This window comes from Adlercreutzia wanghongyangiae, from assembly GCF_035989245.1.
GTDB classification, from domain to species: Bacteria; Actinomycetota; Coriobacteriia; order Coriobacteriales; family Eggerthellaceae; genus Adlercreutzia; species Adlercreutzia wanghongyangiae.
Genome location: NZ_JAYMFF010000002.1, coordinates 391,347 through 403,451, shown reverse-complemented (window position 1 = coordinate 403,451; position 12,105 = coordinate 391,347). Strand labels below are relative to the sequence as shown.

The following is a 12,105-nucleotide window of genomic DNA, read 5'->3' as shown; positions in this document are numbered from 1 at the left end:
CCGAGGCCGCCTCCACAGGCCGTTGACAAATCCCCCACCGCGCCGACCGCCCGGCGCAGGAGGCGTAGCATGGCGGCAAGACTCCGTCGCCCACGAAAGCGAGGCTCCCATGTTGGAAAACGATCGCATCAAAGTGGCCCAGGGCGAGAACCCCTGCTATCTGCTGCTGAACCAGGCCAACCGCCACGGGCTCATCGCGGGCGCTTCGGGCACGGGCAAGACCGTCACGTTGAAGGTGCTGGCCGAGGGCTTCTCGCGCGCCGGGGTGCCGGTGTTCATGGCCGACGTGAAGGGCGATGTGACCGGCATCGCCCAAGCCGGCGAGGACACGGCCGCCCTGCGCGAGCGAGCCGAGAAGCTGGGCGCCGCCGGCTGGCAGCCCCAGGGCTGTCCCACCCGCCTGTGGGATATGCTGGGCGACGGCGGCATTCCCGTGCGCGTGACCGTGTCCGACATGGGACCCGATCTGCTGGCCTCGCTGCTCGACCTGACCGACGTGCAGGCCGGCGTGCTTTCCGTGGCCTTTCGCGTGGCCGACGACCACGGCATGCTGCTCATCGATTTGAAGGACCTGCGCGCCATGCTCACCTACCTGGCCGACCACGCCAAAGAGGTGGAAGTGGCCTACGGGCGCGTGTCCAGCCAGTCCATCGGCGCCATCCAACGGGCGCTGCTCACGCTGGAAGACGAGGGCGGTGACATCTTCTTCGGCGAGCCGGCGCTCGACCTGGCCGACTGGCTCGTCTGCGACGATGCGGGCCAAGGCATGGTGAACGTGCTGGCCGCCGCACGCCTGATGGCCAGCCCGCGCATCTACGCCATGTTCCTGCTGTGGATGCTCGGCGAGCTGTACGAGACGCTGCCCGAGGTGGGCGATGCCGCCAAGCCGAAGTTCGTGTTCTTCTTCGACGAGGCGCACCTGCTGTTCAACAACATGCCCCGCGCCTTGGCCGACAAGATCGTGCAGACGGTGAAGCTCATCCGCTCGAAGGGCGTGGGACTCTACTTCATCAGCCAGTCGCCCGCCGACATCCCCGACGAGGTGCTGGCCCAGCTGTCGAACCGCATCCAGCACGGCCTGCGCGCCTACACTCCCGCCGAGCAGAAGGCCGTGCGCGCCGCGGCCCAGGCCTTCCGCGAGAACCCCGCGTTCAACGCCGAGGAGGCCCTGTTGGAAGTGGGCACGGGCGAGGCGCTGGTGTCGTTTCTGAACGAGGAGGGCCAGCCCTCGGTGGTGGAGCGCGCGAAGGTGCTGCCGCCGGAATGCTTGATGGCGGCCGCTTCCGAGAAAGCCCTCGCGGCCGTGCGCGAGGCCAGCGCGCCGCTTCTGGAGAAGTACGGGCAAGCAGTGGACCGCGAGAGCGCCTACGAGCTGATAAACGCCGAGCGCGCCGAGGCGGCCGAGGCCGATGCCCTGGCGAAGGAGCGCGAGGCCCTGGAGGCAGAGCGGGCCGCTTTCGAGAAGGAGAAGGCCGCTGCCGAGGCCAAAGAGCAGAAGGAGGCGCAGCGGGCGGCCGATGCCGCCGCGAAGGCCGCCGAGAAGCAGGCCGCCAAGGAAGCGGCGCTCGCCCAGAAGGAGGCAGAGCGGGCCGCCCGCGAGGTAGAACGCGAAGCTGAGCGTGCGGCGAAGGCCGAGCAGAAGCAGCGCGAGCAGATGGCGAAAACGGTGAACTCGGTGATCGGCCAGATCGGCCGCGAGGCCGGCCGCCAGCTCATGCGCGGCCTGTTCGGCAATTTGCGCCGCTAAGGCGAGCGGTACGCGGCCGACGCGAGGCCTCTTCCCAAGCTCTCGCGACAGTAACACCCAGGCCGCCGTGCTGACCGCCATGAGTAATGTGCACGGAATACACAGGAAGGTGTACACTGTCTTATATCATATTCCCACTGAAAGGCAGATTCATGGCGAACTCCAACGTGACCATCCGCATCGACGACGAGCTGAAGAAGCAGGCCGACGAGATGTTCGACGAGCTGGGCATGAGCTTCACCACCGCGGTCAACGTGTTCGTGAAGCAGGCGCTGCGGGAGGGCGCGCTGCCCTTCGACGTCACCCTGCATCCCCGCAAACCGCGCACCTACGACTACGGCACCGAGAACCTGGACGACTAGTTCCGACGCCCCTAGCGATTCTCGATAGCGCCGATATTTTTCAGCGCAATCTCGATGCGACCATCGGGCATGCTGGAGAACTCGATGAAGTCGGGGTTCTCGCCGTATTCGGCGGGGAACGTCAGCTCGATGCCCGTGTCGGTGCGAATCTTGTGGTTGCGCGTCACGCGCTTGGCCACAGCCTTCTCCACCGTCACGCGCTCGGGAATGGCCCCCTCGTTCACCGCACGGTCGAAACGCTCCTGCAGCACCGGCTCGTCGGCGAACACCTCGCGCCCTAAATCGTAGGCGTCCACCTCGTCGGACTGGTCGGCGTTCTCGGCCACATAGGCCTTCGCCTTGGAAAGCGCCACGGCCGTGTTGGCGCCGAACTCCTCGGCCACTTCCTCCACCACGGTGGTCACCGCCTGCAGCACTTCCTTGCTGGAAGCCTCCATGGAGCACTGCAGCAGCCCGTCGGGGATGATCCAGCGTTTCTCGCCGGCAATGTCGCGTTCCTTGTCCACGAACCACACGGCCATAGAGTCGCCATCGATGAGCGCGAAGGACGCCACCTTCTGCGACGGGTTCGGCAGGATGGCATGGTGGCGCGCGATGGTGGTGGCAGTGTCGCCGAAGTCGTTGCTGCCCACCTCGTGCATATAAGCCTGGCGGCTTTCCAGCAAGATGATGGCGAAATAGCGTGTGCCACGTCCCTTGAATGCAGCCTCGGCCTCCTCGTCGGTCATTTCGCGCACCGTTTGGTCCAGGTCGCCCTCGAAGTCGATGACCAGCAGGTCGGTGGATGGCGTCTTTTCCATGCGCGACAACTCGCCCACGATGAACTCGCCGATGTGCTGGGACAGCTCTACAAAATCGCGCTCGCCGCGGAAATAGGCCCGCAGCTCGTCCGCGAACAGACTGTTCTCGGCGAACGTGCCGCGCTTGCTGTCCAGATTGCCCACAGCCCGCTTGGCCTGGCTGGTCACGTAGCGCTTCGCCGTTTTGTTGCCCAAATCCATCTCGGTCTGAGCGAACACGTTCACGCAAGACACGAAGTCGAACACATGCAGAATCGCCTTGTTGATGTTCATGGACAGCCTTTCAATCGGAACCGGCGGGGCAACCCAGCGGCCCATTATAGCCCACCTCAGCACCCGTGCCGCAAACACCCACAACGCTTGGCACGCCGTAAGCGCCCACGAGGAGGGCCGCCCCCGCCGACAGGGCAAGGCCCGGCAGGCCGTCTGCGGCCAGCGGCAAAATTCAGGGATTTGGTACCCGGCTATCGGCAGAATTCGGGGGTTTGGTACCGTGGTTTCCGCAAAACCCCAGGTCACCAGAAACCTGACGGGTACCAAACCACTCATTCTTGCCGACTCCCCCGACACGCACCGGCAGAAACCTGAAGTTTGGTACCCCACGGTCTGCCGCCCCAACTTAACAGCCTTCCTCACAGTACGCGGCGAGAAAACCGTTGACAAAAAGGGCTGTGTACTGCTAAATGGAAAGTTACTACGTACAACCCAAGCTAAAACGAGAGAGACAGTACGGGAGTTGGTTTTCATGCGTTCACCTTTGGGTTCTTCGCGCAAGGTTCGCCAGGGCGTCATCTCGATTGCCGTGGCCGCGCTGCTTGCAGCCGGTTTGGTGCCGGCCTTCGCATCGCCGCAAACCCCTCAAATCAACGAGGGGGGGGGCAGCCGCTAATTTAGCTGCCAACACCACCGCCTCTGAAACGATTTCAGGGTCGAGTTCGGATGGCACGGTAACCTACCTGTCATCGCTTCTTGCGTCCCTTCCCCTACAGAGCCAAACGACCGAGGAAAACCCCTCGGCGCTCACACCTCTTCTGGGCACCCCCGTTATTCCACAGCCACTTGCCCAAGCAACAGCCGCCGACAGCGCAGTCCTCGCCGCCACACCACGAGCAGCCAATGCCACCATCGGCAGCCCAAACAACTGCAGTTTCTCCAATTCACTCAGCTATACCATCAACCTAACGGGCCGATACCGTTTCAATATCTGCGGCAACACCAATGTTCGTGGCAAGGGAGACAGTCTGTGGGGACGAGCGCTTCACAGCGATACCACCGCAGAAGCCGCTGTCAATCCTGGTTTTGCCAAACCTGTCGGATGGAGTTGGGGCGATGGAGCCGTCCGTACAAACTCCAGCTCATCAACCCTGGCGCAACGATCCTCTACGGGCAAAATTTACAAAGCCTATTTGATCGTCTCTGCCACCGTGCCCAACAAGCGCTTGACCAACAGGAGCACCAATCCTCTTGCCACCTACGGAGTAAGCCTCAAGGGCCCCAAGGGCACCATCAACCGTTACTATCCCTCAACGGTTTACCACGATGGAGACAAGCGCAACAGCACGTTCTTTGATGTAACCAGCTTCGTAAAAAGCCAAGGATACGGCACCTACACAGGGATCAATATTCCCTACATGAACATGGCCGGCAACACCACCAAGAACGTTACAGGAGACATGTTCGGCTCGTGGAAAATCATCGCCATCGAAGAAGATGTCGCACTTCCGACAAGGCAGCTTCAGCTCGTTCTCGGCGGTACGGACGTTTCAAAGGGAGCCAGCGCCACTGCCCAAGTTTCGGGCAGCGGCCTGTATGTAGCGCCCGGCCCCACCGGCGAAACCCTTGTTTCCAACGACGGCAGCGATTGGCTCGATAGTAAGCAGTACTTCCAGTACTACACCGACAAAACTTCGTACTATTCTAAGATGTCGTTTCCTTCATCCAATTTCCGTCCCGAAAGCACCTTCTTCTCGTTCCACGTAGACATTGACGGCAAGAACGTTGCCCAAAACCCTGGCCCCTCCATCACCAACAAAGGCCACTACACGGTCGACGCCAATAAACCTTTTTATGCCTGCAACACTGATCTTACCGTTATGTCCATCAACAACCCCAACAACAGCGGGTCTATGAAGCTGTCCGGTGGCGAGCAGCGTGTCGTGGTCAACATCGACACGAAAAACAACCCCACTATCCTTTCGGCGTTGGGGTTGGCGGTAGATATTATCGTGCCAGAATTCAAGACCACCATGTATGTTGCCAACCGCACGAAGCACTATGCCTCCAACGATCCCGGCTATCTGCTTACGCGCGACTACGCCGAAGCCGGCGACCGGCTGCGGGCGACGGTGCACTCGGTGAACGTATCGAAGCAGGAGGATCTGGGGCTTCAGGGAGCCACCTTCACCATCACGTTGCCGGCTTTCGCCAATATCGACCGGTCCTCGGTGAACGCGCGATACGTTACCTCGTCGGGTTCGTCGTCCAACTTCGAAGTGGTGAACATCAGCGGCAACACGCTCACTGTGCGCGCCACCTCCACTGCGCAGATCAAGAAGGGCGGCTACTTTGAGGTAACCTGCGAGGGCACCGCCAAGGGCAGCGCCAGCTACACCACCTACACCAACACCGCTACCGTGGGGGGCATCTTCGTCGACAAGAACGGCGCGCACGCCAGCTTCCAGCTGGACTCGTTGGGAAACGCGTCGTGCACCACCTCGTCCGACCGCCCCAAGTACGATGTCACGGTGTCCACGTCAGGCAATGGCATAGCGGGCATCACCAGCGCCGACACCGGGCTTACCTCCACGGCCAACCCCACCACCACCGCCAGCTACTACGGCGATAAAACCGCCTATGTGGGTTGGATTCCCGCTGAGGATAAAGTGGTGCGCTTCGTGATGGTAGATGGCGTGGTACGCGACGACCTTATCGTGTCGGGCAAGCTGGTGCTGCCCGTGGCCGACGCCGACCACCAAGTATTCGTGGCCTTCGGTGATCCGGCCGATCCGCCGACGGAAAGCCCCTTCACCATCGCCACCAAGGGCGATGCCGGCGTGAAAAGCCTCACGCCCACGGCCACCGTGGACGCCGGCGCCAGCCACGAAGTGTCGTGGCAAGTAGCTGCCGGTCGCGAGATTGCCGAGGTGCTGATCGACGGCGTGCCCATCGCGCCGGCGCCCTCGGGCACCATCCCCTTCCAAGGCATAGACGACGATCACCTGGTGGAGGTGCGCACGACCCCCGTGCCCGATGACCGTCTGGAAGTGCGCACCATTGTGCGCGGCCCGGGTACCATTTCCTCTTCAACCACCGTGAAACCCGGCGACAACCACACCGTGACCTGGGCAGCCACCAACGGTGCCATCTTGAACTACGTGAAGGTGAACGGCGTGGTGATCTTCGACAAGAACCTGGACACACCCACCTACACCCAGCCGCGGCCTTCGCAGCAACTGCTTGAGAACATCCAGGAGAACCAAACCGTAGAGGTGGAGTTCATCGACAGCAAGCGCAAGCCCACCGATCCGCCCAATTTGATGGTGCGCACCGAGCTGATCGGCGGCCGCGGCACCATCAGCCCGTCGGTTACCGTGGCACCCGGCGGCAACGCATCGGTGAACTGGAGCGCGGGGTCCGGTTACGAGATTCAGTCCATTATCGTGATGCGCGGCACCGAGCGCACCAAGCTCGATCCGGCCACGGCATCGGTGGCCCTCAGCAATATCACTACGAACTGCCTGGTGCAGGTGATTCTGGCCGAGCGGGCCGTGTCCATCGAAACGGCCCTAATCGGAGCACCGGGCGGCTTCATCACTCCCAGCGAGGAGGGCATCCACCACGGAGAGGATCGCACCGTAACGTGGACGATGCCGCCGGGCCATACCGTCAGCTCGGTGACCGTAGACGGGGTGGTGCGCGACGACCTGTTGAACGCCGGATCGCTCACCTTCGAGAACTTGAGCGATGACCATACCGTGGTCGTCGTAGTCAGCGAGCAAGGGCCCGATGTGGATCCGTTCTATCTGGTAGCGGTTACCTTCGAGGGCGCGGGCACCGCCGGTCCCTCGGCCAACGTACGCGCCGGGGGCAGTCATACGGTCACCTGGAGCGGCGCTGGCGGGGTCCTTCCCCTTTCCGTTAAGGTGGACGGGGTTGAACGACCCGATCTGCTGGATGCGGGCAGTTTGGCCTTCGCGGCCATCGGGGCGCACCACACAGTGCACGTCGTGTTCCCCGAAAGCGCCGACGAGACCTTCATTGTCACAGCGCGCATCACCGGAGGCCCCGGCTCTATCACCGGAGCCGGCGTGTACGCAGCTGGTTCCGACGCATCGGTGGCGTGGATCCCTGCAGCAGGCTGGCGTGTGAAGAGTGTGACCGTGGACGGCGCCGAGCGCGAAGACTTGGCCGACACGGGCGTCGGTTCGCTGGATTTCACCTCCCTTAACGCCGATCACGATGTTGTGGTCGAGCTCGTGGAAGATTTCTGGCGCGTAGACGTGTCGTACACTGGCAACGGCGTGGCGGGTGCCTCGGCCATTGTGGCTGGAGGTGCCACGCACCCCGTTACCTGGGAGCCCGACGACGGACACGAGGTGCTGGAGGTGCTAGTGGACGGCGTGGCGCGTCCCGACCTGATAGACGCCGGGCAGATCGTTCTTACCGATATTCGCGGCAACCACCAGGTGCACGTGCGCTTCAGCCAAGACCCGCCCGAGGACGACCAGTGGCGCGACGTTTCCATCGCGCTGGAGGGTGGTCCGGGCGAGACCTCAGGGTCGGGCCGCGCCCCGCTGGGCAGCGGCCACGAGGTGCAATGGTCCATCGAAGAGGGCTGGCACGTGGTGTCGGTCACGGTTGACGGTGATGAGCGCCCCGATCTGATCAATGCTTCGTCGTTGTTGTTCGAGAACGTTCAAGACAACCACAGGGTGGTGGTGCGCATCGCCCGTGAAGGCGAGGACGTAAGCTACACCGTGCGCACCCAATTGGCGGGTGCGACCGACGGATGCTCCATCACACCGACGGAAAACGGCATCGCCGAGGGAGAGAGCCGCACCGTCACTTGGACGGTGCCCGCCGGGCATTACGTGTCGTCGGTTACCGTCGACGGGGTGATTCGCGACGACCTGCTGAACGCCTCGTCGGTGGCCTTCGACGCCATTAACGCCGACCACTCCGTCGTGGTGATGGTGCATGCCGGCGAGCGACCTCCGAGCCCTTTGTTCTTCCACATTGAGGTAACGAGCGAAGGCGCTGGCAGCGCGGGTCCGTCGGCCACCCTGGAAGCGGGAGCCGATCATCGAGTGACCTGGGCCGGCATGGGCGGTGTGGCTCCCTTATCAGTGACCGTGGACGGCGTGGACCGCCCCGACCTGATCGACGCCGGCGGTCTTTCGTTCCACGAGCTAGCGGCCGACCACACCGTGCATGTAGTGTTCCCCGACCCGAACGATCTGCGGTTCACGGTGGCGACTGCCATTGTGGGCGGCCCGGGCACCATTACGGGTTCGGCCACGGTGAGCCCCGGCACCGACTGCGAAGTGGAATGGGCTCCCGCCGATGGCTGGCGCGTGAAGCGGGTAACCGTTGACGGAGTGGACCAATCGCTCCAACTGGATAACTGGGGATTTTCTGCCGTGCAGGCGAACCACCGTGTCGAGGTGGAAGTGGAACTTGACCTGTGGCGCGTGGACGTAACTTACGAGGGCAGTGGTACGGCGGGCGATTCGGCACTCGTGCGGCCCGGCGCCGATCACTGGGTAACCTGGTCGCCCGAGGCGGGACAACATGTGGTGCGTGTGGTGGTCGATGGCGAGGAGCGCCCCGACCTGATTGACGCCGGTGGAGTGGACTTCTCCAACATCGAAGGCGACCACACCGTCCATGTCGAGTTCAGTCGCGACGAAGCAGTGGACCAGTGGTACCAGGTGAGTGTAAGCATTGAAGGCGGCCCGGGCACTGTATCGGGCACAGGATCGGTGGCGGCGGGTGCCGACCGCGAAGTACACTGGACCGTAGGCGAGGGCTTTCATGTGGCGAAGGTGATCGTCGACGGCGTGGAGCGACCCGACTTGATAGGCGAGGACGGCCTCTTGCTTGAAAACATCCAGGGAAATCACCAGATTGTCGTCGTGCTGGGAATGGGAGACGCCAACGACCCCGAAGGTCCCGATGACCCCGACGATCCGGACGATCCCGACGGGCCCGACGATCCGATCGATCCCGTGAAGCCCGAACAACCCGACGGCCCGAGTAATCCCGATGACCCAAACGATCCGGATGGTCCGCATTCAGGAGATTCAGATGCCGATGGCACCGACGACGGCCGCGGCCGCGGCCGCGGCTGGTACACCCTACTGCCCAAAACGGGCGATCAGGCCCTGGTGGCCCTTGTTGCCCTGACGGTCCTGGGCGCGGCCTGCGCATGGCTCGCCCTGCGCCTCCATCGCCGCCGAGCGTAGGGGCGCCAACCCGAGCGCCCTCGGCACTTCGGCCCGGCAGGACGTCAAAATGCGCAGGTTTGGTACCCGACTATCGGCAGAATTCGGGGGTTTGGTACCGCAGTTTCCGTGAAACCCCAGGTCGCCAGAAACCGCACGGGTACCAAACCACTCATTCTTGCCGACTCCCCCGACACGCACCGGCAGAAACCTGAAGTTTGGTACCCGAAATCAGGTCCGCCGGGCCTAGGAGTCGCGACGCTAGCTGGCCGAGACGTCCTGCTCGGGCTGAGTGGCTTCGAACCAGATGTTGAGATCGGCGTTGGTGGGAATGCCGGGCACGGTGCCCTGGTTGGTGTACTGCCAAATAGCGAAGTTGAACCCAGCAGTGGGCTCGTCGATGCCGTACTCGGCCAACCACAGAGGATAGTCCTTGCGCTCGGCCGGAGTGAGGCGCAGCAAGTCGCGCTGGTTGCCGTAGATCATGGCCTCGTAGCCACTCTGCTGAACAACCTCGCAGAATGCGCGGGCGTTTGCAGCGAACTGGTCGGAGTCGAGATTGTTGGCGCGGGCGCCATCCAGCTCCACTTCCTCGTGATCGTAGGCGATGATGCCGAACGACACGCCCTCAGCTTCGGCTTTGTGCACCTGGGCCAGGGCGAACGCCGCCTCCTCGCGCGCCTCCTCCTCGGTGACGGACTGCGAGAAAAAGTACGCATGCACGGGAATGCCCACCTTATGCGCGCCCGTGACGTTCTGCATGAAGTAGTCGTCAACATCCAGCGTACCCTTGGTAGCGCCGCGGTTGCCAATGCGCACGAAGGCGAACGTGGCACCGGCCTCGGCCACCGGGCCCCACTCCACTTCCAGCTGGTGCTCGGATACATCCACGCCCCACTTGGAAAGAATCTGGTCGTTCACGCGGTACACGGGACGGCCGCCGTCCCAAATGAGGTCGTTCCAGTTGTAGGGACACGGGTCGTCTTGCGCAACGGGAGTCGCAGCGTCCTCGGCAGGGCCGCCGCAACCCGCAAGCGCGCCGGCAGCTACGCAGGCCGCGGCGGCGATAAAGGCTCGACGAGTGAGAGAGGGGGCTTCTGATGGCCGCGCGGCCGAAGCGGCCGGGGCGAGGAGCGAGTGTTCTTCAAAAGGGCCCGTTTCACGAGAAACACGAGAAGCGGCTTCTCCGAGAGTGCGCATGGTTCCTGCTTTCTCTTTTGCGACGGGCCCATTTTACACCGTAACGGGCTGATACCCCTTGTCAATCGATAGGTGTGCTGCAAATGTCGTAAGCAGCGGGCCGATGGAGCAACGCCATGGCCGTGGGAGCGGCCCCGAAACAGAAACGGGCCGCACGAAGCGGCCCGCTGAAATGCAAACTACAAGACGTGGCGTCCGTTCTACAGCGCGGCGGCGATAACCTCACCCAAGCGCTGGATGCCGTCGCGGATGGTCTCGGCGTCGGCGTTGGTGAAGTTCAGGCGCATGGTGGAATACGCGCCGGGCTGGGCGTAGAAGGGCTCACCGGGCACGAAGGCCACATTGCGCTCCAGCGCCTTCGGGAACAGGTCCATGGTGTTCACGCCCTCGGGCAGCGTCGCCCACAGGAACATACCGCCCTCAGGCTTGGTGAACGACACCTCGGCCGGGAAGAACTCGGCCATGGCGTCGGTCATGGCCTGGGCCTGCGAGCGGTACAGGTCGCGGATCTTCACCAGATGCTCGTCCAGGTCGTTGTGGGTGAGGTAGTCGTACACCACGAACTGCGAGAACACGTTGGTATGCAGGTCGGCGGCCTCCTTGGCGGTGTTCAGGTTGCGCAGAAGCTCGTGGTCCTTCGTGAGCAGGTATCCCATGCGGAAGCCCGGCGTGACCGTCTTCGAGAAAGAGCCCATCACCACGCCATGGGGCAGCGCCGTGCCGCCGATGTAGGGCAGCGACTCGCCCTCGAAGCGCAGCTCGCCATAGGGGTCGTCCTCCACCACCACGATGTTGCGGCCGGTCAGCGCCTCGCGCACACGCTCACGGTTGGCCGCGGTATAAGTGAGGCCCGTGGGGTTCTGGAAGTTGGGGATGAGGTAGATCATCTTCGCGCCGGCATCCAGCGCCTCATTCAGCTCGTCGATGTTCAGGCCCTCGTCAGTCAGCTCCACCTCGCGGAAGACCGGTTGGTTCAACGCGAAGGCCTGGATGGCGGCCAGGTACGTGGGCTTCTCCACGATAACGCCGTCGCCCTTGTCGAGCAGCACCTTGCCCAGAAGGTCGAGCACCTGCTGCGAGCCGGTGGTGATGAGCACGTCGTCGGCGGTATAGTCGGTGCCGAAGCGGTGGTTGTAGCGCTCGGCGATCCAGCCGCGCAGCTCGGGGATGCCCGCCGTGGCGGAGTACTGGAAGGCCTCGGGGCCGCGCTCGGCCACCACGCGCTGCATGGATTCCAGCAGCTTCTCCTGGGGGAACGAGATGGGATTCGGCAGGCCGCCGGCGAAGGAGGTGACATCGGGATCGGAGGCCGCCTTCAGAATGGCGCGCACGAACGACGGCGGCGTATTGGTGATGCCGTCGGACAAAAGCTCGCTGATGGGGTACTCGGTGGTGTCGGTCGTGGTCATGGTTGCCTCCGCTCGCTGGGAACTCTCGGAACCATTGTTCCACTAACGCAAACTCCTTGGTACCAGTTTTTTGCAAACGCACCGAAGATAGGGGCGGGATGGGGCATGAATCTGGACAGTTGGCTGCGATTGTGAAAATTAGTT

Annotated in this window: 6 protein-coding genes; 3 read left to right on the top strand and 3 right to left on the bottom strand. The window is 63.1% G+C overall.

Annotated elements, in window-relative coordinates; translation table 11 throughout:
* Positions 1-109: 109 nt before the first annotated feature.
* A complete protein-coding gene (locus VIN30_RS02045; protein ID WP_338208882.1) occupies positions 110-1,747 on the top strand; it encodes a helicase HerA-like domain-containing protein in 1,638 nt (545 codons plus the stop codon).
* A 152-nt stretch (positions 1,748-1,899) separates the two neighbouring features.
* Positions 1,900-2,109 carry a type II toxin-antitoxin system RelB/DinJ family antitoxin gene (locus VIN30_RS02040; protein ID WP_338208880.1) on the top strand — a complete coding sequence of 70 codons (210 nt, stop codon included), beginning with the start codon at positions 1,900-1,902 and terminating at the stop codon, positions 2,107-2,109.
* Between the two features lie 11 nt (positions 2,110-2,120).
* Here VIN30_RS02040 and VIN30_RS02035 read toward each other — a convergent pair whose 3' ends face one another.
* Complete coding sequence (locus VIN30_RS02035; protein ID WP_338208879.1) at positions 2,121-3,182, bottom strand: nucleoid-associated protein; 1,062 nt, start codon at positions 3,180-3,182, stop codon at positions 2,121-2,123.
* A 1,166-nt stretch (positions 3,183-4,348) separates the two neighbouring features.
* On the opposite strand from VIN30_RS02035, the gene VIN30_RS02030 reads away from it, so the two are divergent.
* Positions 4,349-9,373 carry a hypothetical protein gene (locus VIN30_RS02030; protein ID WP_338208878.1) on the top strand — a complete coding sequence of 1,675 codons (5,025 nt, stop codon included), beginning with the start codon at positions 4,349-4,351 and terminating at the stop codon, positions 9,371-9,373.
* A gap of 240 nt (positions 9,374-9,613) precedes the next feature.
* Here VIN30_RS02030 and VIN30_RS02025 read toward each other — a convergent pair whose 3' ends face one another.
* Together VIN30_RS02025 and VIN30_RS02020 are read right to left on the bottom strand one after the other, a co-directional pair.
* Positions 9,614-10,552: a GH25 family lysozyme gene (locus VIN30_RS02025; RefSeq protein ID WP_338208876.1), complete on the bottom strand. Its 939-nt coding sequence runs from the start codon at positions 10,550-10,552 to the stop codon at positions 9,614-9,616.
* A 200-nt stretch (positions 10,553-10,752) separates the two neighbouring features.
* Positions 10,753-11,961, bottom strand: coding sequence for an aminotransferase-like domain-containing protein (locus VIN30_RS02020; RefSeq protein ID WP_338208874.1), 1,209 nt, complete (start codon positions 11,959-11,961; stop codon positions 10,753-10,755).
* Positions 11,962-12,105: the final 144 nt, after the last annotated feature.

Coding starts and splice junctions, on each gene's coding strand:
- VIN30_RS02045 (WP_338208882.1), top strand. CDS start 110: ATGTTGGAAAACGATCGCATCAAAGTGGCCCAGGGCGAGAACCCCTGC.
- VIN30_RS02040 (WP_338208880.1), top strand. CDS start 1,900: ATGGCGAACTCCAACGTGACCATCCGCATCGACGACGAGCTGAAGAAG.
- VIN30_RS02035 (WP_338208879.1), bottom strand. CDS start 3,182: ATGAACATCAACAAGGCGATTCTGCATGTGTTCGACTTCGTGTCTTGC.
- VIN30_RS02025 (WP_338208876.1), bottom strand. CDS start 10,552: ATGCGCACTCTCGGAGAAGCCGCTTCTCGTGTTTCTCGTGAAACGGGC.
- VIN30_RS02020 (WP_338208874.1), bottom strand. CDS start 11,961: ATGACCACGACCGACACCACCGAGTACCCCATCAGCGAGCTTTTGTCC.